A 22765-nucleotide genomic window follows, 5' to 3' on the forward strand; every position below is an offset into this window, starting at 1 on the left:
TCGCAAAAAGCCCCTCTGTTCCGAAGAACAAAGGGGACGATAAATCGTGGCGCTCAGCAACCTGTGCGTTGCCTCCTGATTTAACGCGATCCTTTTCCTCGAAGGATGTCGTAACGGCACCATAGGCAGGTATCCTGACTTTCCGGCATCATCCATGACCGGATTACAGTGGCGGGACCGCGCCGGACTCTAACCGGCTTCCCTATTAAGCGGCAACCCCCGTCGGACATCTCTCGCGAGACGCTTCAAGCTGGCTTGCCGGCACCTATGGCTGCATATTGACTATCAGTCTATTCGTCGATTATAGACGTCTTGTTACTTTTGTGCAATCACTTTCAGCACTTGCTTCGCTTCTTCAAGCTTCGGCGCATTGACAGGAATGAAGGCGATAAGGCCCTTCCCTTCGAAGCCCTGCTCTTTCATCCATTTGTTCCCGGCGAGCGGAATGCCATACAGATGCTTCTCGGCAGGCTTGCCCTCCTCGGCGATCTCGATGACCCCCTCCGGGTAATCCTCCGGCTTAATCGTCTCATCCAGGTTAACGAATCCGGCCTGCTGGCTCAAGCCTTTGAATTGCTCCTCGCCCAGGATGAAGATACCGTTGCCTCCGGCCGCGAGTTCGACAATCATTTTCTCCATTGAAAAAATAGGGGATGTATTCAGCTTGACGGTAGGCGTCTCGCCAATTTTCGATTTGAGGGAAGCTTCCAGCTTCTCGCCTGCTTCGCTTGGAAATCCGTTTGCACCCATGACAAATATGGAAACATCCGGCTTCGGTCCGCCGCATCCCGCCAGCATGATCATCAAAGCCGACATCAGCATTACAACAAGCAATTTCACTTTCATGTTGTCCTAGTACCTCCGTATTCGGTCTGCATTTATCGATAGTCGCGAGAAAAGCCGGCTTTCACCGACTTTTCTTCCCGCTATTCATATATTCATTTATTTTGAGATCAAGAATCGTGCTGAGCTCCACGACAGCATCCGAGGTCATTTCTTCCCCGTCGATCACCATCTGCTCTAGCCTGCGTCGCAGAGAATGAATCTCTTCTTCCAGTAAGTTAAGGGAGTTTCGCTTCTTGGCACGCTTAGTCAACCAACGTTGTCCGAATTCTTGTTCATTGATTTGCATCTGATTTCGATAGGTTGATAGTTGGTATTCAAGAAAAGCCATGCTTATCCCTCCTTACTACAAGAATACCAGTTTTCATGAATAATTCATATACATTTTTCCTGTACAATTACAATTTTTTCAGAAAATTTCCGATTCTTTCTAAGGCTTCATTCAGCTGAGAAACACTGTACGCATAGGAGCAGCGAAGGAAGCCTTCGCCGCCTAATCCGAATACATCTCCTGGTACGGCAGCCACTTTGGCTTCGAATAAAAGTCTCTGCGCGAACTCATCCGATGTTAGTCCCGTTGCGACAACGCTCGGGAAGGCATAGAATGCGCCCTGCGGTTCATGACACTCGAGTCCGATGTCCCGGAATCCTTTGACCACCAGCCGTCTGCGTTGATTATAGGATTCCATCATGCGGTCCTTTTCTTCCAAACCGTTGGTCAGCGCCTCATGAGCGGCAACCTGCCCCATAATCGGTGCGCACATCACCGTGTATTGATGAATTTTGGTCATAGCCGAAATCAATTCGCGATGTCCGCATGCATAGCCCATTCTCCAGCCTGTCATGGCAAAAGCTTTGGAGAACCCGCTCACCAGAATCGTCCGATCCTTCATGCCCGGAACCGCCGCGAAACTGACATGCTTCTGACCATAAGTCAATTCGGCATAAATTTCATCGGAAATAACGATAAGATCGTGTTCCTCCACAACCTTGGCAATCGGCAGCCAGTCCTCGTAGCTCATAATGCCGCCGGTCGGATTGCTCGGATAGCACAGAATCAAAATTTTGGAACGCGGCGTGATCGCATCGCGAAGCGCCTGCTCCGTTAATTTGAACTGGTCCTTCGCGAAAGTTTCGATTCCGACTGCAACGCCTCCGCTAATACTCGTAATCGGCGAGTATGAAATGTAGCATGGCTCCGGGATCAGAATTTCGTCGCCAGGCGTAATCAACGCGCGCAGCGCCAAGTCGATCGCTTCACTGCCCCCGACGGTCACAAGCACTTCATTCGACGGCTCATATTTCACTTTGAACGACGTGTACAAATAATTGGCAATCGCTTCGCGAAGCTCCGGAATACCGGAGTTCGGCGTATATTTCGTTCTGCCGCGCTCCAGGGCGTACACCGCCGCTTCACGCACATGCCAAGGGGTGGAGAAATCAGGCTCACCAACGCCAAGCGAAATAATATCGTCTTTGCTATTGCTGACCAAATCAAAAAACTTCCGAATGCCCGAAGGCTTCATTTCGCGTACGGCAGGAGCCAAATAGTCCTGCATCGATTTAATTTTGCTCGGTTGGATTACTGTCTCATTTTTGATCATGGCTCTACCTCACCTTTACGGGGAGACCAGCATCCGATGATCGTCCGCTTGATCCTCGAAAATGATGCCGTCCTGTTTGTATTTTTTCAAAATAAAATTCGTTTTGGTCGAAAGCACGCGATCGATCGGCGACAATTTGTTGGACACGAAGGAAGCAACCTGCTTCAGGGAATTGCCTTCGACCTCAACAAGCAAGTCATAAGCGCCGGACATTAGATAGACTGATTTGACTTCAGGATATAAATAGATCCTTTCCGCAATGGCGTCGAACCCGCGTCCGCGTTCAGGCGTAATTTGCACTTCAATCAGGGCGGTAACCTTTTCGTCATCCACTTTGCTCCAGTTCACGACTGTGGCGTACTTGACGATGACCTTATCCGCTTCCATCTCGCTTATCGCTCGCGCCACCTCTTCCACCGCCGTTCCTAACATTGTGGCGATGAGTTCCGCACTGCGGCGGGCGTCTTCTTTCAGTAATTCGAGAATTTTGAGCTTCAAAGTATCCATGGTTAAACCTACCTTTCTAGAATCTTAATACGTTCATCCTTTAATCTTACAATGAATTGCCATCCCAATTCAATTACTCTGCCAAGCAAATTTTCAGATAATTTGTGTATATTCAAATTATCCTATCGTACTAACAAAAAAGCCGCCTGATAATCAGGCAGCTTACTATCGTTCCATATTAAAATTATCCATGCAGCGACCCGAATTTGGATTCGGCTTTGAGCAGCTTCGTCACCATCGGTTCTATTTCGCGATGCTCGTAAGCAGGGCGAACATGGATGCTTGGCTCCCCGGCCAGGCAGCCGATGCCGACCAGCTTGTTCTCGTCATAGACGGATATGACGTGTCCCGCTTGAAGCTGATTCCAGTCCACGGGATGCCCGCATCCATTCATTATGCATTCTTCTGTATATGTTCGAATAAATTCATTCCATTGATCGTATTCCGGAATCTCGTTAATATAGGCTAGTTTCACAATCCATCCACCTCTCGATACGAACGTTCTTACTTCTATAATTATACCTAATGATGAATTTTTATTCAATCTTTTTCGAATAATTTACATAATATAAATACGCCCGCCGGTTCATAAGATCCGAGCGGACGCAATTGCAGGCACTGTTATTCAAAAAGCTCCATACTCAAATACCTTTCTCCGGTATCCGGCGCGATGCACAGCACTCTTCTCCCGGCACCAAGCTTGCGGGCCACCTGCAGTCCCGTCCATACCGAAGCCCCGGCAGACGGGCCAACCAGGATGCCTTCCCGGCTTGCCAAGTCCCGCATCGTTCGGATCGCATCCTCATCCGCAACCTGTACGATTTCATCATAGACACTCGTGTTCAGAATCGCCGGTACAAAGCCCGGGCTCGTTCCGACAAGCTTGTGAGGCCCCGGGCTTCCCCCTGACAGAACCGGGGAGCCTTTCGGTTCCACCACATAGATCTGGATGTCCGGGAGCTGTTCCCGGAGTACCTCGCCTGTTCCGGTAATGGTTCCTCCGGTGCCGGAAGTGGCTACGAAGGCATCTAGACGCCCTTCCATCTGCTCCAATATCTCTGGAGCCGTCGTGGTCCGGTGAATGCCCGGATTTGCCGGATTCTCGAATTGCTGAGGGATGAAGCTATTCGGGATTTGATCCCTGAGCTCCTTCGCCTTCGCGATCGCCCCCGGCATCCGAAGAGCGGCGGGGGTCAGCACAACCTCAGCGCCATAAGCCTTGAGCAGATTAATCCGCTCCTTGGTCATATTATCCGGCATGATGAGGATGGCTTTATAGCCTTTGGCAGCGGCATTCATAGCCAGTCCGATGCCGGTGTTGCCGCTCGTCGGCTCGATAATCGTCGCGCCCGGACGGAGCAGCCCGTCCTTCTCGGCCTGCGCAATTAAATTATACGCCGCGCGATCTTTCACACTGCCGCTTGGATTGAAATATTCCAGCTTCACATAAAGTTCAGCATCCCCCGGCTGCACCAATCGGTTGATCCGTACCGCCGGCGTATTCCCGATCAGCTCCGTGATGCTGTTTACCATTTTACGATGTGTCAAGGGTCTTGCTCCCTCCTCTTCCCCATACAACTCTACACACATTTTTATCGGGAAGCCCCGGAGATGTCAAGATTTTATTACGGAAAGCTGCTTTCTCATGAAGAACCAACTGAAGAGCGGAGAGCTGCCGATAACGAGCAGCAGCACACTCACAACAAGCGGATCTTTATTCCATGAAATAACACTGATGAACAGCAGCACCCCGCATACACGACCAACATTAAGTGAGAGCTCGCGCAGAACGACGTACTCCTCCCTTTGTTTGGCGCTTTCTTCCGTGGAACCAATCAAATCGAATACAGCTGAAACCATGGGTACAGAGTACATCGGAAAAAATAGCGCTGCGCCCAAGCCGAAAATCAACAGCGTCGACCACCCGACACTCCAGAAGAACGGCACAATGATGGCGACCACCATCGTCGCACCGATCAGCATGCTGATCTTACGGAATCGCGGTTTGATAAACCGGCCTACCGCCCAAAAGCTTACCAGCGAAACCGCTGACGTGATGAGTACGAAATTTCCCAGACTTGCTTCACTGGAGGTTGAGATATAGACGAGGAGAGCGATCATAAAGCCAAAAACGCCTTCCCGTACACCTTGAAATACAAGCGCCAAGCTGACGCGTTTCCAAGGCGTTTCGTTTTGTTTGAGGCAGCGAATAGGAAACATCCATTCATAGCGGCCTTGTACTTTCCTTTTTTTCAGGAAGAAGCTGATGACGACCCCAGCCAGGAAAATCCCCAGCGAAATGGAGAAAATGAGCCGATAACCGGCCACACCTCCCAATTTAACGATCAGAAAGCCTGAGATCCACGGGGCAAAAATGCCGGCTCCCGAGCCAAGCAGTCCCACCGTACCGTTAAATCGGTCGCGGTTATCCGGGTCCGTCACCTCGAAATATACGACATTAAAGGCAACCCAGAACAACCCAGCGGAAATTCCCTGCACCATTCCGAGCCATACGAAATAATGAATACTATTTGCGCCAAGCCAAAGGACCAGCATATAAAATACAGCCGATACAGCGACGCCGATGCGCAGACAGTTCATTTTATTATGCTCTTTCACCCACTTGCCAGCCAACCAGAACGTGATGGCCATCGTCAGGTGCGTCGCTAACGTAAACCATCCGATTAAGGTGAAGTCATTTTTCGCTTTCCACAAGTAGACGCCGACAAAGGTGCCCGATAAAGCGTTCGCGCAGCCAAACAGTGTATGGACAATAAGCAGGAGGATCGCTTGCGAGTCCAGACGGCCTTTCTTAGGCTCTCCTTCCGTTTGACCGACTTGTCCTCGATCCTCGAAATAATTCTTCTCTGCGCGTGCTCCAGTCTTTCCCGGATGCAGACGCTGCATACTCTGGTCGTTGTGCATACTCCTCACCTTTCCCCGCGATAAGAATAGCTCTAGTTAAGCTTCCCCATTCGAGTGAAAATATGAGGTTGAAACGAACAAAAACCGAATCCATAGGGACTCGGTTCTTCACTCTTCATCTTTCGACTAGGACTCCGATTTAATCCGTTCAACCATAAGCAGGCGATCCGTATCGGACAATATTTTCTCCACCTTAAAACAGGAAGGGCATACATATACACTCATCGTGAAAGGTCCGGTCAGGAACGCACTGCCGAGCGTTTTGGGAATAACCGGCGTGAACACCGCTTCGCTAACCACCTCGTTACCGGCATGCAGCATCAATTCGTGGCAGCTGGAGCATTCGGGAGCTTCTTCCTGTTCGTCAGTAATATGCTGTACATTCTCTCCGTACTTATCTAAAGGTTCATCAGAGTTGTCCCAAGCAAGCGACAAATCTTCGTCGGAATCCACATAATCCTGCTCTTGGAAGCGCAGCGGCTGACCGGTCTGCTTCACCTTCAAATCAACGCTCCGGTAGTCCCCGAGCTCATTGAAACAATGCGGGCACTCTTCCTCCGGCCCAATCTCCGGATCCCAAACAATCTCCGTTTGGCACCATGGACATACAACTTCATCGTTGGCACTCATGTTCTAATCCTCCAGTTATGCATCAAGCAAATTTCATTAAATAATAAATCCCTGCCGCCACGAACACAAATGCGATGGCAAACAAAGTGCCCCACAGGTATTTCATCTTCAAGCCTCCAAAACTATGTATGTTTCTAAGTTACGCAAGCACCCACTACGTAAGAAAGGGAGACAGATAGCGTCATCGACAAGAAACCGACTGCGCGGTTGTCGTTCTTAATCTCTTCATCAATTTTGAAATAAGGCGTCAAAAATTCAAAAATGAAGTAAGCTACGAGCAGCAGCAAGAAACCGAACCCCGCCCAAATGAGGGAATGCATCATCGTATCGTTGTTTAAAATAGCAAAGCGGAACAAGTTGCAGATACCAAAAATTTTCCCGCCTGTCGCCATTGCGACAGAGAGATTGCCTTTTTTGATTTCTGCCCAATCATCATACTTGGTGACCATTTCGAAAATCGTTAAAAAGATCACAAGCGCAACAACGGCAACTGCAAAAAATGCAAGCGTCGATAAATACGGATTACTCAACAACACATCCACCTCTTCGTTCATCTTGTCTCCCTGCCCCTCTTTCCTGTATAGAGTTTAAATTTTGTTTAAAAATCCCTATATACGGTAGAAGAGACTGAGTTTGGCTCAGTCTCTCGCAGGTACTCTTAGTATATCATTAAGATTGTTTTTTTTCAGCAAGCTTTGCTTTCATTGCCGCCAATTCGTCATCGATACCGCTCTTGCTAGCGCCAAGCCCTTCCAACTCGTCGTCCAAGCTGCGGTTCTTCGCGCGGATCTCGCCGCTCGCTTGAGCTTCAGCTTCCATTTGGAGCACTTTTTGGCTCATACGGTCAAAACCTTTAGCCGCATTGTCAGTCCCGAATCCGGACATCGCTTGGTTGATTTGTTTTTGCGCTTTTGCCGTTTCAGCACGTGCGATCAACAAATCTTTCTTATTTTTCATTTTGTTGAATTCGTCTTTCATCTCGGACAATTGACCGCGAAGCTGATCGGCATTTGTTTTGGCAAGATCGTATTGACTCTTGAGCTCATCGAAACGAACTTGATGCTCTTTCTTGTCTTCCAACGCGCGGCGAGCTAATTCTTCGTTTCCCGCTTCGAGTGCTTTCATCGCTTGCTCGGTGCGCTTCGTAACCATTTCTTCGGCTTCCTCATACTGCAGCTTAAACTTTTTCTCGATGGCAATTTGCTTGGCTACTGCAGACTCTGCTTCCAAAATATCTTCTTCCATGTCGCGCAAGAACTGATTCAACATCTTAACCGGATCTTCCGCTTTGTCCAGCAAATCATTGATCGATGCCATTGTCATATCGCGAAGCCTTTTAAAAATACCCATTTTCAATTCCTCCTAAGGATGATCCATCTTTTATAGTTGAGTTACGTTGTCATCTAGTCACCGGTGCTTACACTGATTACATACGCAACCCCGAAGATTGAAGTTTCAAAAAGATGAAAATATTTTTAAAAGCTATTTCAACTCGACAACCGTCACGCCGGCTCCGCCTTCGTTGTAGTTCCCCATGCGGTAGCTCTTCACATGCTTATGACGGCGTAAGTACTCCTGCATCCCCGTGCGAAGCACGCCTGTGCCTTTGCCGTGAATCAAATATACCTGCCCGAGATTGCCCAGGAAGGACTCATCCAGGAAGCGATCAGCCTCAATCAATGCTTCTTCCACATTCATGCCTCGCATATCCAGTTCCATACGGATGCTCTCATCTCGCGTCCGTTTAACTGTCGCCGCTACCTGTTGCGCAGGTTTCTTCGGCGCTGCGCTGCCTATTTTCTCGAGATTGGCAATCTCGACTTTCATTTTCATAATTCCCAGCTGCACGGTAGCTTCAGTGGAGCTGACAACCTCGACCACGTGACCTTTCTGGCCAAGGCTCACAACCCGCACTTCATCTCCGGCCTCGATACGCTCAGGCCGCTTCTTCGCCGCACGAACCTGCTTCTGGCGCAGCTCGGGCGCAGCTTGATCCAGACGGCGCTTCGCATCCACCAGCCGGTGGTCCTTGACCCCGCCGGCTTCCTCCAGCGCCATGCGCCGCAGCTCGGCGATGACTTCGTCCGCCTCGCGGCGCGCTTTGGCGACGGCATCTCGGGCGTCGCGCTCGGCCTTCTCCAGCAGCTTATCGCGCTGCTCGTCGAACTTCGCTTGCTGCGCTTCCAGCGTTTGGCGCATCGCCTCCGCTTCACGCCGCAGCTTCTCGGCCGTGTTGCGTTCCGCTTCCGCGATGAGGCGATTCTCCTCGAGCGAAGCGATCATGGACTCCACGCGCTTCTCTTCCTCGCCGACCTGATTACGGGCATGCTCGATAATGCGCCGCGATAGTCCTAAGCGTTCCGCAATGGCAAAGGCATTGCTTCGCCCTGGTACACCGACGAGCAAACGGTAAGTCGGACTAAGCTTTTGTATATCAAATTCCATACTTGCATTAATGGTTCCTCGTGTTTGGTACGCATAAGCCTTCAGTTCGGAATAATGCGTTGTCGCAATGATACGGCAGCCTATTTGATGAATGTAATCCAAAATAGAAATCGCTAATGCAGAACCTTCAGCAGGATCCGTACCTGCGCCAAGCTCATCCAGCAAGACAAGACTCTTCGGCGTCATATCCCGTAAAATACTAATAATATTCGTCATATGACTTGAAAAAGTACTCAAATTTTGCTCAATACTTTGTTCGTCCCCGATATCCGCGTAGATCGCGTCGAATACGCATAATTGCGTACCTTCCTCCGCTGGGACGAACAGCCCGGACATGGCCATCAAGCTCAGAAGACCTACGGTTTTGAGGGATACCGTTTTACCCCCCGTGTTTGGACCCGTAACAATAATTTGCGTAAAATCATTCCCCAACTCCAAATCAAGAGGAACAACAATGTCCGCAGCAATCAGCGGGTGTCTGCCGCGTTTGATTTTGATAAATCCACGGTCGTTCAATCTTGGTTTCGTCGCTTTCAGCTCTCTTGCCAGTCCCGCTTTCGCAAAGGTGAAATCAAGCTCAGCCAATTGATCAACATCATAAACGAGCACATCCACTTGTTCAGCAACGAGTGCTGTCAGCGCACGCAAAATCTTCTCAATCTCGGCCTCTTCCTTAAACTTAAGCTCACGAATCTTATTATTCAATTGAACAATGGCATCCGGCTCTATATATAACGTTGCTCCCGAAGCCGATTGGTCATGAATCATTCCGCCGAAGTTGGAACGATATTCCGCCTTAACCGGAATAACAAACCTGTCGTTGCGGATTGTAATCAGGACATCTTGCAGCATTTTCTGCACGGACGAATTGCGCAGCATTTGCTCCAAGCGCTCGCGTACCCTGCTCTCTCCTGTGCGGAGTTCACTCCGCACTCGGCCTAGCTCCGGACTCGCACTGTCAACAACTACCGCATTCTCATCGATACAGCTGTTGATTTTGTCTTCCAGCGGCTTGTTCTCAGTGAGCAGTTCGACCTGCTCTTTAAGCATAGGAATTGCGTATTCCTCATGTACAGCAAGAATGAACCGTTTGAGTCTCCGCGTGCCAAACATGGTCGTAGTTATATCCAATAACTCGCTGGGATTCAACATACCGCCGATTCTTGCCCGATGTAATGAAGCACGAATGTCCCTGATTCCGCCGAAAGGAGCGTTACCCTTCAAACGTTCCACATTCACAGCTTCATCCGTTGCTTGCAGCCGCAGCTTCACAAGCTCAAAATCGCCTTTCGGCTCGAGCTTCTCTACCGCGTCTTTCCCCAGCGAAGTAGCCGCATGATGCGATAGTTTATGTAAGATTTTCCCATATTCCAAGGTTTTAATAATTTTCTTGTTCAACTGTCCCTACCTCTTTTCTCTACCCATTATTATAAACCAAATGGAGCATGATTAGCTATGGAGACAATGATTATATGGAAGATGCTACCTACCATAAACTTTTAGACAATTGGATACACTAAGTTGTGCACCTATTCCTTCTGCCAAAGGAACCGTAAAACTTCAAACACACCAAGCATTGTTCAACAAAATCATCATTTCTAGTCGTGAGACGCAAACCATTTCTCGCGGCAGAAAAAAGGAGGTTCTTGAATGCATCTTCTAGGACATCTGGTTAGGTTTATTGTATCTGCTTTGGTATTAATGTTTGTCAGCTGGCTGGTTCCGGGGTTTCAAGTTGGTGGATTCTGGAGTGCATTTTTCCTTGCGTTGGTCATTGCCATTGCCGCTTGGATCATCGAAGGGGTCTTTGGCAAACAGATCACTCCCTTTGGCAGAGGAATCGTAGGCTTTCTAGTAAGTGCGCTCGTCATTTGGGCCGCTCAGTTTGTCGTTAGCAATGTGTCGACGAGCATCATAGGTGCCATTCTAGCTGCTTTAGTCATTGGAATCATCGACCTGTTCATTCCTGTGAAAACCCCTTTTGAGCAAGGGATCACAGGAAGAGAAGATCGTCGATAATATCATCAGTTTTCACTTCTGATATCCATTGATAAGGCCCAAAAGAGATCGGTCTGCTGCGTAATTAATCGCCGGGCCGATCTTTTCTTTTGCTCTAGTATTGGAACTCTTTCTTCACTAGTTTGTCACTGCTTTTTCAAAACAGGTACTGTACAATAAATAGGGAAACAAATACATTTGTTCGGAGGGGTATATACATATGAAAAAATTACTCGTTCTAATGACGGGGGTCTTCTTAATCATTGCGCTTACAGCTTGCGGAGGCAAAGAATCAAAACCTGCAGAAACAACAACACCTGCGGCTACAACCCAAGCTTCTGGTGGCCAAAACGTCGTTCTGAAAGCAACGAACTTCAAATTTGACCAAGCCGAGTATCATGTCAAAAAGGGTGAACCTGTTACCATTTCCCTTGACAACTCCCAAGGTGTCCATGGTGCATCTATTAAAGAATTCAATGTTAAGCTCGACAACAGCAACAAAACATTTACCTTCACCCCGGATAAAACGGGATCATTCCCTATTACTTGCTCCATCATGTGCGGAAGCGGTCACGCCAATATGAAATCTACTCTGATTGTCGAGTAGTTATAACGGAAATTCCACACCTTATCGCGGCATTCAGCGGTAAGGTTTTTTTGTATTCATTTTATTTTCATAACATTTGGTAACATCTTAGGAACAGTGGGAATAATCGGACGGACACAAAGGCATTCATCCATTTTTTAAACAGAATTATTTCGTCATATTTGATGTTCTTGGAATTTTTAAACATGAAACTGCCAAAATTCGTTATCAAAATAGGCGATTTTGAGTTGTCTGCTTCTTTTTCCTGAGACTTGTTTCTATGTACCTTAGATAAAGCTAACTGGATCTTCTCCAGCATTAATTTAGCAGTACGGTAATTCACCCCCAAAAGCTCGGCAAACTGTGCAATGGAATACGCTTGGCCTTCACGAATTAATGCTTGAATGGCCTTGAACCAAAGCATTAGTGGCAGCTTGGACTTATGCATTACGGTACCGGCTGTTAACGATATTTGTGTACGGCATTCCTTACATTCCAACAGCTTACGGGTTTTCACTCTATAAAATAAATGGTTATCGCACCGCGGGCAGCAAAAGCCGTCTCCCCAACGCCTCTTCATCAAAAAGCTTTCGCAATCTTCCTCTGTTTTAAAAACTTCCTCCAAGGATTCAAATTCATATAAGTTCATAAAATTTCCTCCTTGCAGTTCGATGCGAACATTCATTCCTATATTTCCATTATATCGAACATAAGTTCCCATGTAAAGCAAAATTTTACTTTATTGGAGGGGGAACTCTTTCATTTTCGCCCTTTTCTGTGATATCTACAACGAGGTAGCGTAGGAGTTCGCAGGACCAATGTTAGGGATACTTGGGGTTGGGGTTGGGGTTCGGGTTGGGGTTGGGGTTCGGGTTGGGGTTGGGGTTCGGGTTGGGGTTGGGGTTCGGGTTGGGGTTGGGGTTCGGGTTGGGGTTGGGGTTCGGGTTGGTGGCACGACTTTGTGGCGATTATGGCTGCTTGTAGATACTTCAGAAAATGGGCTTGTGCAATATGAAGGGGGCGACGAGAGTAGGACTGAGTTAGAAGGGGCTAAATCAGGATAGGTTGGGGTTGGGGCTTTAAGGGAATTGATGAGGATAGGTAGAGCTTGATAGTTTGGCTCCGGATTGAATTCGCGGCAAGAATGCACAGAAGCCACCAACTTCAAATAGATGAAGTAGGCAGCTTCTAGAGGGCTATTCTTTGCTTCCAAAGCTCTTGCAGCATACCTGCAAGGTTAGGAAGTTCATTGATCAAGTAAGGAGCTGTGACCGAGCTTGAAAGGAGTTTCTGGAGTCCGTCCGACGGAATGATGGTCATGACGTTAACTGCAATGATGATGATTAACAATGCTTCGGCTAAACCAAGAAGTGCGCCGCTCCAACGATTAATAAAGTTCAACCCTGGTGTTTTGGCCAAAACGTTCAATGCTCTTCCGATAATAACCAGCGTGAATTTCACGCCGAAAAATAAGATGGCAAAAGCTAGCGCATTTAAAATATACGTGTCGAGGTTGAGACCTTTTACGATAAATTCATATTTTTCATAGTTCTCATAGGTGGGCAGTGAAACTGTACTGCGAAGGAACGGGGCCACATCTTTGTAGAAATAAAAAGCAACCAGGTAGGCTAATACAAAGCCCGAGAGCGAAACGATTTGAGCGATAAAGCCTCTAAAATATCCCAAGAGCAGGCCCAAAGCAACGATAGCCAGCAAGATGTAATCTAATGTGTTCATCGTCAAGTTGATTTACCTTGTAGGACTATCCGCTTCAACCAGCTCAATCCACTCATTATACTCGGTCTGCAGCTTAGCATATTCTTCTCTTAACGCATTATACTCTTTGGTTATCTGTTCGAGTTCTTTTTGCTGAGCCGCATCATTCCTGTTTTGAGCCAATAGCTCTTCTTTTTCTTTCTGGAAATCCTCCGCCAAGCGTTCTTTCTCTTCTGCAAAGTACTGATTCAACAAAGCCCGCTCTCCCTGTTGCTGCTTAATGAGCGACTCCAGCTGAGACTGGTAATGTTGAATGATGGTTGTTTTTTGCTCCTCATACTTCTGGACAATACTGTTTTGTTGTTCTTGGAAACGCTCGACCAGGGTGACCTTGTCCTGCTCCAAACGGTGAATGTTAGCCTGAAGCTCCTCTTTGTGCAGATTTTTGAGGACCTCCACTTCATCTTGATATTGCTGGTTGATTGCCTCTTTATCTTGTGTGTGCCGGCGCTCGAGTGTTTCTATATCCAAGTTAAATTGTTGACTCAGCTGCTTTTTATCCTGTTCATGCTTCTGAGATAAAGCAGTTTTTTCCTGTTGATGCTGCTGATTGACAGTCTGAATTTGCTGAACGAGCTGCTGCTTTTCTTTTTCGATTTCTTGTTTGGCCTGCAGTTGTTCCTGCAGTTCCATTTCGAATCTCTTGACTTCCAGCTCCTGCAGTTTCAAGGCTTTGGCTTGCTGCTGCTTCTGTTGCTCCAACTGCTGCTGAGCTTCAAGAAGCTGCTGCTTCAACTGTTCCAGCTGCTCCTTCGTTTCCTGCGATTGCTGCTGCTTTTCTTCCAAGCTCAGTGCCAACCGTTCTTGCTGCTCTTTGAATTCTGCTTGTTGCTGCTTCATCAATTCGAGCTGTTGCGCGGTTTGCTGGTGCATGAGTTGTTCTTGCTCCAATTGCTGTTTGATTGCTGTTTGTTGCTGTTTTCCTAGCTCCAATTGCTTATTGAACTGCGTTTGCTGCTGTTCGGACTGTTCCAACTGCTGCTTGGACTGCTCCAATTGTTGTTTGACTTGTGCATGCTGCTGCTTTTCTTGCTCCAATTGCTGTTTAATTTGAGCTTGCTGCTGCTTGGACTGCTCCAATTGCTGTTTGGCTTGTGTATGCTGCTGCTTTTCTTGCTCCAATTGCTGCTTACTCTGAGCTTGCTGCTGCTTCAACTGTTCCAATTGCTGTTTGGCTTGTGCGTGCTGCTGCTTTTCTTGCTCCAGCTGCTGATTATTTTGAGCTTGCGTCTGCTTGAATTGCTCCAACTGCTGTTTGGCTTGTGCGTGCTGCTGCTTTTCTTGCTCCAGCTGTTGTTTGGCTTGTGCGTGCTGCTGCTTTTCTTGCTCCAGCTGTTGTTTGAGCTGCTCCTGCTCTTGCTTGGCTTGTTCTATTTGTTGAGATGACTGCTCAAACTGCTGTTTTTCTTGCTCGAGCAGTTGCCGCGCTTCAGTGGATTGCTTTTTTTCCTGCTCCAGCTGCTGCTTGAGCTGATCGTTTAGCTGCTTCGCCTGCTCTTGCTGCTGTTTGGCTTGTCCAAGCTGCTGTTTGAGCTGTTCCTGCTCTTTTTTGCTTTGCTCCGCCAGCTGAGAAGCCCGCCCATGCTGTTGTTTCTCTTGTTCAAGCAGCTGCCGCACCTGAGCGGTCTGCTTTTTTTCCTGTTCAAGCTGCTGTTTGAGCCCCTCATAATGCTGTTTGGCTTGATCCTGCTGCTGCTTGGCTTGCTGCACTTGTTGATTGGCTTGCTCCAGCTCTTGTTTTCTCTTCTGCAATTCTTGGCTCAGCTGTTCCTGCTGCTCTTTGCTTTGGTCCAGTTTGCCTTTGTGCTCGTTTGCCAAAGATTGCAGTTTATCGTGGTCATGCTTCAGCTGGTTGAAGGTGACGTTTAGCTTCTCATATGATGCTTTGGTCGCTTCGTGTTCTTTCTGTGATGCGCTCAACTCTTCCATGATTTCGTTCATGCGGAAGCATTCATCCGCCATGTTCACCGCGGCGAGTACAGCAATTCGTTGGGAGTCCAGACGCGGGTAACCTTTGGCGATATGAAACATTTGGTCATTCACGTATTCGGCTACTCGCTTCATATATCCAGTGCTGTTGCTTGCTCTCAATTTATATTGATTGCCATATATTTCAACGGTAATTTTGGATTTGTCCTCAGCGTTCATGCGTTATTTCCCCCTTAAATGAAAAGGCTGGCCTTATCGACGTTAATTTCGATAAGACCAGCCTATTCTCCTGCAACTATCATGAAAGTTGCTTTATTTTCTTAGCTCCGCCTCATATTGCTGTTCAAGGGTTTGAACCACTTTGGCATGGAGCTCGGTGACTTCTTCATCTTGCAGTGTTCTTTCCGCATGACGGTATACGAGTGAGATGGCTACGCTTTTGCGATTTGCGCCAAGACGCTCCCCAGTATAGATGTCAAATACCTGGATGGATTCCAACAGGTCGCCGGCCACTTCGGCAATGGTTTGCTCCATATGACCTACCGGAACACTGGTATTGACAACGACGGCCAGGTCTCTGCCGATCGACGGATAGCGCGGCAGCAATTTGTAAACAATGGCATCTCCGGCCGCGTCCATGATTGGAGCCAGTTCGACTTCAAGCACATAGGTGTCGTCCAGATCGCGCTGTTGTTGAACCGTCGGATGCAATTGGCCCATGCGGCCGATCACTTTGCCGTCAAGCAGAAGCTCTGCCGTACGTCCCGGGTGGAAGCCTTCAGGTGCCGCAGAAGCGTAAGAAAGACCTTTAACGCCCAAATAGCTCACTAGACGATCGAAAATTCCCTTCAGGTCATAGAAATCAACTGCTTCTGATTTCTGCGCCCAGTGGGCTTGACGTCTTTTGCCTGTCAGTACGATGGAAAGAAGCAGCTTTTCTTCCGGCAGCGTTGCAAGAGCCGCTTCTTCCGTCACGAATGCCTTGCCGATTTCGAAAATGGCAACGTCATCCATCGTACGGTTACGGTTATAGCTGACCACTTCCAGCAAATGCGGCAGCAGGCTGGTCCGCAGCTCGCTGCGCTCCTCGCTCATCGGCATTGCGAGGGAGACCGGCTTCGCTGCAGGGTATAGACTCGGCAGCGAAACGGTTTGGTCCGGGTGCGTGAAGGCATAGGTGATGACTTCATGCAGCCCGCTCTGCGTCAGAAGATTACGGGCAACGCGGCGGATCGACTGGTCTTTGGTCAAGGATCCGGGCGTCGTCACACCGGTCATCAGCGTAGTCGGGATGTTATCGTAGCCGAAGAGGCGTGCCACTTCTTCAATTAAATCGACATCCCGCGTAATGTCTCCGCGGCGGCTCGGCACATGCACGAGCAGCTTGTCTTCGCCTGCCGGCTCATACGTGAAATGCAGCCGTTCGATGATTTGTCCGATCTCGGCAACGGAGAGCGTGGTGCCGAGGTAGTTGTTGACCCGGCCGACTCCGAGCTCGATGCTGACCGGCTTGTGGGATCCGGCAACGGCTTCGACGATGCCGTCCGCCACTTGGCCGCCAGCGAGCTCAGCGATAAGCGCAGCGGCGCGGTTCAATGCCGGGAGGACCGCTTCCGGATTCACTTCTTTCTCGAAGCGCAGGCTCGCTTCGGAACGAAGGCCCAGCTGGCGGGACGTACGGCGCACGGAAGAGCCGGCGAATTTGGCGGATTCAAGCAGAATCCGCGTCGTGCCGCCCGTCACTTCCGAGTTGGCGCCGCCCATGACTCCAGCGATAGCTACAGGCTTCGTGCCGTCCGTAACGAGCAGCATGTGCGGCTCCAGCGTACGCTCTACATCGTCAAGCGTGACGAGCTTCTCGCCGGCCTGAGCAAGGCGTACGTCGATGTGGCCATTGTTCAGCTGATCGGCGTCGAAAGCGTGCAGCGGCTGGCCGTATTCCAGCATCACGAAATTCGTGATGTCGACAATGTTATTGATGGGACGGATACCGGCCGCCATCAAGCGGTTTTGCATCCACAGCGGAGATGTCCCTACGCGAACGCCCTCGATCAGGCGGGCTGCGTAGTGGGAGCACTGCTCCGCCGCTGTGATGTTCACGCTGATGCGGTCCGCAGCTTTCAAGCCGGCTGTACCAGCCGCTTGCAATGCCGCTTCCGCATCCGGAAGCTTCACGCTGCGTCCGAGGATTGCAGCGATCTCGTAAGCCGCTCCGAGCATGCTTAAGCAGTCGGAGCGGTTCGGTGTCAAGTCTAGCTCCAGCACTTTGTCATTGATGGCAAGCACATCCAGGATGGAGCTGCCGACTTCGGTATCTTCAGGGAGTACTAGAATGCCTTCCTGAATTTCTTTGGGCAGCAGTTTGTCGTTCAATCCGAGCTCTTTGGCCGAGCAGATCATCCCCTGCGATTCAACGCCGCGCAGCTTGGCGCGTTTGATCTGCAATCCGCCAGGCAGCGCCGCTCCGATCATGGCGACGGGCACTTTTTGCCCGGCATCGATATTTTTGGCGCCGCAGACGATTTGCAGATCTTCGCCCTGTCCGGCATCCACGATACAAACGCTTAGCTTATCCGCATCAGGGTGCTTTTCACGCGATTTCACGAAGCCGACGACTACGCCTGTCACGCCTTTATTGCGATCTTCCACGATATCAACTTCAATCCCGCTGCGGGTCAGCTTTTCAGCTAATTCTTCGGCTGTGAAGCCTGATACATCTACATATTTCGATAACCATTGGTATGAAACATTCATGCTTAACCCCTCCTTCTCCTGGTGCTTACAAATGTAAGAATTGCTTTAAGAAACGCAAATCATTGGTGTAGAAATGACGGATGTCCTCGATGCCGTATTTCAGCATGGCAATACGCTCTACGCCCATTCCGAAAGCAAATCCGGTATATTCCTTCGGATCGTATCCGCCCATCTCGAGCACGCGCGGATGAACCATACCCGCTCCAAGAATCTCCAACCAGCCAGTTTGCTTGCAGGTACGGCAGCCTGTGCCTCCGCACATCGCGCAGCTTACATCGACTTCCACGCTAGGCTCGGTGAACGGGAAGAAGCTCGGACGCAAGCGGATTCTCGTCTCTTTGCCGTACATCTCCTGCACGAATTGCAGCAGGGTGCCCTTCAGATCGCTCATCCGCACATTGCGGTCGATCACGAGACCTTCGATCTGCGTGAACATATGCGAATGTGTGGCATCATCGTCGTCGCGGCGGTATACTTTGCCCGGGCAAATGATCTTGATCGGAACATCGCCTTTGCGCTTCTCCATCGTTCTTACTTGAACCGGGGAGGTCTGCGTGCGCATCAGAATCTCTTCCGTAATATAGAAGGAATCCTGCATATCGCGGGCAGGGTGATCTTTCGGCAAATTCAACGCCTCGAAGTTATAGTAATCCTGCTCCACCTCCGGGCCTTCCGCAACCGTATAGCCCATACCGATGAAAATATCTTCAATCTCCTGAATCACTTTGCTCAAAGGGTGAACAGCTCCCTGTTGGGAAGGACGGCCCGGCAGCGTGACGTCGATCATCTCGGCACGTAATCTGTTCTCCGTTTCCTGCTGCAAATAAGCAGCCTGCTTCTCTTCAATCACGGCTTCAATGGCCGCGCGAACGTCGTTCGCCACTTGACCGATAATCGGTCTCTCTTCCGCGCTTAGCGCCCCCATCCCGCGCAAAACTTCGGTCAGCGGACCTTTTTTCCCCAAATACTTAATGCGCAAATCATTCAGCTCTTGCTGGCTCTGAACGCCGCTAAGCTCTTGCAGCGCTTCCTGCTTCAAAGCTTCTAACCGCTCTTTCATTGAAATCCCTCCTGATTTAGGCCCCTCAAATTACCCTGAAATGAAAACGCAAAAAAGACTTTCCGCTCCCTCGCAAGGGACGAAAAGCCGTGGTACCACCCTAATTAGATCCGCCACATGCCAAATCATCGACAAACGACGGGTCTCACTTCATTCCAGATAACGGACAATGCGTCCGGTTCCCTCTACTTAAGATGAAGCATGGGGCTTCACCCGTTGTTCAAAGGACTGCTCGGGAGCGAACTTCGGCAGCCTGATTCTCGGGGCCAGCTCTCAATCATCGGCTTTCCCTCCCTGTCAAGAAGCACTGCGTACTCTTCTCCGTCAAAGCATTTTCACGTATATGTACCAGTTATTATATGCAAGATACAACACATATGCAAGTGCGGACGCCTCCAAATCTCTTATTTTCCCTATTGACTTCAAATGCTTCGAGGCGTATATTTTACTTAAACAATTTAAATATTATTTTATTCAAATATTTTACTATAGAAATATTTGATGATCTAATTATCGGAAAGGAGATCGACGATGGAAGATGATTTGATGTTAGATTACACCAACCGGTTCCGTACAACGTTCGAGACGGTGCATCGCAAAATCAACTCGCTTGTGCTCGCGGAATTGAACTCCGAGCTAACGGGACCGCAGCTCTTCATGCTCTTCATGATCGGCAAAATCGGATCTCCCAAGCAGACCGCTCTGGCTGAGAAAATGGGTGTAAAGCCCAGTGCGATCACGGTCATGATCGACCGTCTTGTCCAAAGCGGGCATGTTATACGGAAACATCATGAAACGGACCGGCGCATCGTTCTGGTCGAAAATACGGAGCTCGGCAACGCGGTGTTAGCCAAAGCGGAACAAGTCCAAGCGGCGGTTATCGCACGCGGTCTGTCCAAGCTTCCGCCGGCCGAACTCGAGATTATGGTTGCTGCCTTCGAGAAGCTCAGATCCTACTACTAAACGCTTAAAGGAGTGAACATCATATGACAAACTTGCAAAAGAACTCTTCCGAGGGCGCCAATCTTGCCGATGCCTCGGCCCCCGCGTTTAAAAACCGCGGTCTATTGTTAACAGGACTCATCATCGCCATGCTCTTCGGGGCCCTAGACGGCACGATTGTCGGTACGGCGATGCCGCGGATCGTCGGCGAACTAGGCGGCCTGGAGCTGATGGTTTGGCTGACGACAGCCTATATGCTAACTTCAACCGTTGTTGTCCCCATCGCCGGTAAACTCGCTGACTTAATGGGACGGCGCGTCATTTATGTGACGGGACTTATTATCTTCATCGTCGCTTCCGCGCTCTGCGGGATGTCCCAAAATATTACGGAACTTATTCTATTCCGCGGCTTGCAAGGGCTCGGCGGCGGGATCATGATGCCGATGGCGATGATTATTATCGGTGACTTGTTCACCGGTAAACAACGTGCCAAATGGCAAGGCGTGTTCGGTGCCATTTTCGGTCTCTCCTCCGTCGTCGGTCCGCAGGTCGGCGGCTGGATCGTAGATGCCTTTGACTGGCGCTGGGTGTTCTATATCAACCTACCTGTCGGTATTCTTGCTGTTATTCTCATTGCCATTGCCCTGCCTAAGCATAAAGCAGCCGGCAAAGTGAAGTTCGACATCCCCGGTATCGTCACCATGATCATAGGTGTGGTTTCCTTGCTGCTCGCGCTGACTTTCGGCGGCAAAGACTTCCCTTGGCTCTCTTGGCAAATCATCGGTTTATTCGCATTGGCGATCGTTTCACTCTTGGCATTCGTCCGTATTGAGAGCAGAGCGGAAGAGCCGATTCTACCCGTCCGCTTATTCAAAAACAGAACGTTCACAACCATTAACGGCGTAGGCTTCCTGATGTCTATCGGGATGTTCGGGGCGATTATGTTCGTGCCGCTCTTCATGCAAGGCATCGTCGGCATATCCGCTTCCGCTTCCGGTACCGTTATGACGCCTCTCATGATTACGATGATCGCCGCGAGCGTCGTGTCCGGGCAATTCATTCATAAAGTCGGCGTTCGCAAGCAAATGCTGATCGGCATGTTCGTGATGGCATTGGGCTTCTATCTTCTAAGTACGATGGGCATCGATACGACGAAATTGACGGCTTCCCTGTACATGGTGCTGCTCGGACTCGGTATGGGGCTTGTTATGCCGATTCTGACCCTGGCCCTGCAGGAAAGCTTCCCGAAATCAGAGCTTGGCGTCGTCACTTCTTCAAGCCAATTTTTCCGGCAAATCGGCGGTACCTTCGGGATGACCATCCTCGGAGCGATCATGAATCACAAGTCATCGGTGCTGCTGGAGCAAGACTTGACCCCTGTCGTCAAGCAGCTTCCCGCAGAAGCCGGCGGTCTTGCGGCGCAGATGAGCGACATGATCCATACGAATCCGCAAGGCTTGTATTCATCGCTGCTCAGTCCAGAGGCGCTGGCCAAAATGCCGAAAGAATTCGTGGACCATATGCTTCCGATTTTGAAAAACGCCCTAGTCTCTTCGCTCCACCAAGTATTCCTGTACGGTTTGGTATTTGTCCTGCTTGGCGCGGTTCTCACACTGTTCATCGGCAATATCAAAGTGTCCGGCCGTAAATCCAAGAAGACGAATGAAGAAGGTGAAAAAGACCTTTCGCCAGGCCTTGCTTAATGCACGCCCACGAGCTCCCCTCCTTAAATTCCAGGATGGGGGCTTTTTGTTGTAAATAATGGTTTCATTTGTTTTGACATCAATCTGTCAATAGCGTTTAATGAGGTTGGATACTATAAAAAGGAGAGTGCTCGCCATGAAATATCGCAGACTTGGGAAAACAGATCTGAAAGTTTCCATCGTTGGTGTCGGAACCTGGCAATTCGGAGGAGAATGGGGACTGACGTACACGCAAGCCGAAGCGGACGCTATTCTTGATCAAGCCGCTGATCTAGGCATTAACTTGATTGATACCGCAGAGTGCTACGGGGACCATCTGTCCGAATCCTTCATTGGCAGCTATTTGACCAGACGCAAGCGTGAAGATTGGGTCGTGGCGACCAAATTCGGACACCACTTCCATGATCTATTTACCAGAACCGACGAATTCAGCGCGGACAGTGTCGTGAAACAGCTGGATGCTTCGCTGAAAGCTTTGCAAACGGACTACATAGATTTATATCAATTTCACTCCGGACCGGACAGCGTATTCGACAACGATGCCTTGTGGACGACGCTGGACAAGCTGGTGCAAGCCGGGAAAATCCGCCATCTTGGAACTTCCATCGGCAGCAACAGCAACATTCATCAGACCGGAGCTTCGACCCAAGTGAATTCCAAAGCGATTCAAGTCGTTTATAACCGCCTGGACCGGGCGCCGGAGGAGCTTGTATTCCCTTCCTGCATCGAGCAAGACCTTGGCGTTCTGGCACGCGTGCCTCTGGCCAGCGGCTATCTTAGCGGCAAATATAAACCTGGCGCCGTATTCAGCAATACCGACGTTCGCCACCGCCATGATGCGGAAAGCGTGAGACAGAAGCTGGAGGAAGTGCAGCGCATCCAGAAGGAAGAAGTTCCGGAAGGCATGGATATGGCCAAATGGGCATTAGCCTGGTGCTTGAAGCACGATGCCGTAACGACGGTGATCCCGGGCTGCAAAAATCCCGAGCAAGTCATCGCCAATGCCAGCGCAACGGACCTGATCAGCGACAACCACCCGCAAGCGTGGAAAGCCTGATCCATA

At 49.6% G+C, this 22765-nt stretch carries 21 protein-coding genes and 1 riboswitch; of the genes, 5 read left to right on the plus strand and 16 right to left on the minus strand.

Annotated elements, in window-relative coordinates; genetic code table 11:
* Window positions 1-107 precede the first annotated feature (107 nt).
* A riboswitch (cobalamin riboswitch) is annotated at window positions 108-236 on the minus strand.
* Window positions 237-315: 79 nt separating this feature from the next.
* From PUT07_RS04630 to PUT07_RS04680, 11 genes are all read right to left on the minus strand, one after another.
* Window positions 316-846: a hypothetical protein gene (locus PUT07_RS04630; protein ID WP_274466623.1), complete on the minus strand. Its 531-nt coding sequence runs from the start codon at window positions 844-846 to the stop codon at window positions 316-318.
* A gap of 61 nt (window positions 847-907) precedes the next feature.
* A complete protein-coding gene (locus PUT07_RS04635) occupies window positions 908-1174 on the minus strand; it encodes an aspartyl-phosphate phosphatase Spo0E family protein (protein ID WP_274466625.1) in 267 nt (88 codons plus the stop codon).
* 67 nt (window positions 1175-1241) lie between these two features.
* Window positions 1242-2447 (minus strand): aminotransferase class I/II-fold pyridoxal phosphate-dependent enzyme, encoded by a 1206-nt coding sequence (locus PUT07_RS04640; protein WP_274466627.1) that lies wholly within the window; start codon window positions 2445-2447, stop codon window positions 1242-1244.
* 15 nt (window positions 2448-2462) lie between these two features.
* Window positions 2463-2954 carry an Lrp/AsnC family transcriptional regulator gene (locus PUT07_RS04645; RefSeq protein ID WP_274466628.1) on the minus strand — a complete coding sequence of 164 codons (492 nt, stop codon included), beginning with the start codon at window positions 2952-2954 and terminating at the stop codon, window positions 2463-2465.
* Between the two features lie 184 nt (window positions 2955-3138).
* Window positions 3139-3429: a hypothetical protein gene (locus PUT07_RS04650; protein ID WP_274466629.1), complete on the minus strand. Its 291-nt coding sequence runs from the start codon at window positions 3427-3429 to the stop codon at window positions 3139-3141.
* Between the two features lie 146 nt (window positions 3430-3575).
* On the minus strand, window positions 3576-4487 hold the full coding sequence (gene cysK / locus PUT07_RS04655) for a cysteine synthase A (RefSeq protein ID WP_274467462.1): 912 nt from the start codon (window positions 4485-4487) through the stop codon (window positions 3576-3578).
* 81 nt (window positions 4488-4568) lie between these two features.
* Complete coding sequence (locus PUT07_RS04660; RefSeq protein WP_274466630.1) at window positions 4569-5879, minus strand: MFS transporter; 1311 nt, start codon at window positions 5877-5879, stop codon at window positions 4569-4571.
* A gap of 126 nt (window positions 5880-6005) precedes the next feature.
* Complete coding sequence (locus tag PUT07_RS04665) at window positions 6006-6509, minus strand: hypothetical protein (protein WP_274466631.1); 504 nt, start codon at window positions 6507-6509, stop codon at window positions 6006-6008.
* A gap of 134 nt (window positions 6510-6643) precedes the next feature.
* Entirely contained in the window at window positions 6644-7063 is a 420-nt protein-coding gene (locus PUT07_RS04670; RefSeq protein ID WP_274466632.1) for a DUF350 domain-containing protein, read from the minus strand.
* A 115-nt stretch (window positions 7064-7178) separates the two neighbouring features.
* Complete coding sequence (locus PUT07_RS04675; RefSeq protein ID WP_274466633.1) at window positions 7179-7859, minus strand: PspA/IM30 family protein; 681 nt, start codon at window positions 7857-7859, stop codon at window positions 7179-7181.
* Window positions 7860-7991: 132 nt separating this feature from the next.
* Window positions 7992-10352, minus strand: coding sequence for an endonuclease MutS2 (locus PUT07_RS04680; RefSeq protein ID WP_274466634.1), 2361 nt, complete (start codon window positions 10350-10352; stop codon window positions 7992-7994).
* A gap of 252 nt (window positions 10353-10604) precedes the next feature.
* Here PUT07_RS04680 and PUT07_RS04685 point away from each other — a divergent pair, with 252 nt between their 5' ends.
* Both PUT07_RS04685 and PUT07_RS04690 read left to right on the plus strand, forming a co-directional pair.
* Window positions 10605-10973: a phage holin family protein gene (locus PUT07_RS04685; RefSeq protein WP_274466635.1), complete on the plus strand. Its 369-nt coding sequence runs from the start codon at window positions 10605-10607 to the stop codon at window positions 10971-10973.
* Between the two features lie 199 nt (window positions 10974-11172).
* Complete coding sequence (locus PUT07_RS04690; RefSeq protein ID WP_274466636.1) at window positions 11173-11559, plus strand: cupredoxin domain-containing protein; 387 nt, start codon at window positions 11173-11175, stop codon at window positions 11557-11559.
* A 67-nt stretch (window positions 11560-11626) separates the two neighbouring features.
* On the opposite strand, the gene PUT07_RS04695 is transcribed toward PUT07_RS04690, so the two are convergent.
* The 5 genes from PUT07_RS04695 to pheS form a co-directional block, all read right to left on the minus strand.
* Complete coding sequence (locus tag PUT07_RS04695) at window positions 11627-12187, minus strand: IS1595 family transposase (protein ID WP_274466637.1); 561 nt, start codon at window positions 12185-12187, stop codon at window positions 11627-11629.
* Between the two features lie 539 nt (window positions 12188-12726).
* Entirely contained in the window at window positions 12727-13275 is a 549-nt protein-coding gene (locus PUT07_RS04700) for a CvpA family protein (protein WP_274466638.1), read from the minus strand.
* A gap of 12 nt (window positions 13276-13287) precedes the next feature.
* Window positions 13288-15462, minus strand: a complete 2175-nt coding sequence (locus PUT07_RS04705; RefSeq protein WP_274466639.1) for a hypothetical protein — start codon at window positions 15460-15462, stop codon at window positions 13288-13290.
* Between the two features lie 93 nt (window positions 15463-15555).
* Entirely contained in the window at window positions 15556-17997 is a 2442-nt protein-coding gene (pheT, locus tag PUT07_RS04710) for a phenylalanine--tRNA ligase subunit beta (protein WP_274466640.1), read from the minus strand.
* 25 nt (window positions 17998-18022) lie between these two features.
* The gene (pheS, locus tag PUT07_RS04715) at window positions 18023-19057 is read right to left on the minus strand and encodes a phenylalanine--tRNA ligase subunit alpha (protein ID WP_274466642.1); all 1035 of its coding nucleotides are present in this window, start codon (window positions 19055-19057) and stop codon (window positions 18023-18025) included.
* A 531-nt stretch (window positions 19058-19588) separates the two neighbouring features.
* Between pheS and PUT07_RS04720 the strand changes: the two genes are divergently transcribed.
* From PUT07_RS04720 to PUT07_RS04730, 3 genes are all read left to right on the plus strand, one after another.
* Window positions 19589-20020: a MarR family winged helix-turn-helix transcriptional regulator gene (locus tag PUT07_RS04720; RefSeq protein ID WP_274466643.1), complete on the plus strand. Its 432-nt coding sequence runs from the start codon at window positions 19589-19591 to the stop codon at window positions 20018-20020.
* 23 nt (window positions 20021-20043) lie between these two features.
* The gene (locus tag PUT07_RS04725) at window positions 20044-21702 is read left to right on the plus strand and encodes an MDR family MFS transporter (protein ID WP_274466644.1); all 1659 of its coding nucleotides are present in this window, start codon (window positions 20044-20046) and stop codon (window positions 21700-21702) included.
* 136 nt (window positions 21703-21838) lie between these two features.
* On the plus strand, window positions 21839-22759 hold the full coding sequence (locus PUT07_RS04730) for an aldo/keto reductase (protein WP_274466645.1): 921 nt from the start codon (window positions 21839-21841) through the stop codon (window positions 22757-22759).
* The last annotated feature ends 6 nt before the right edge of the window (window positions 22760-22765 follow it).

Source organism: Paenibacillus sp. MAHUQ-63 (assembly GCF_028765165.1).
In the GTDB taxonomy this organism is placed as follows: Bacteria; Bacillota; Bacilli; order Paenibacillales; family NBRC-103111; genus Paenibacillus_E.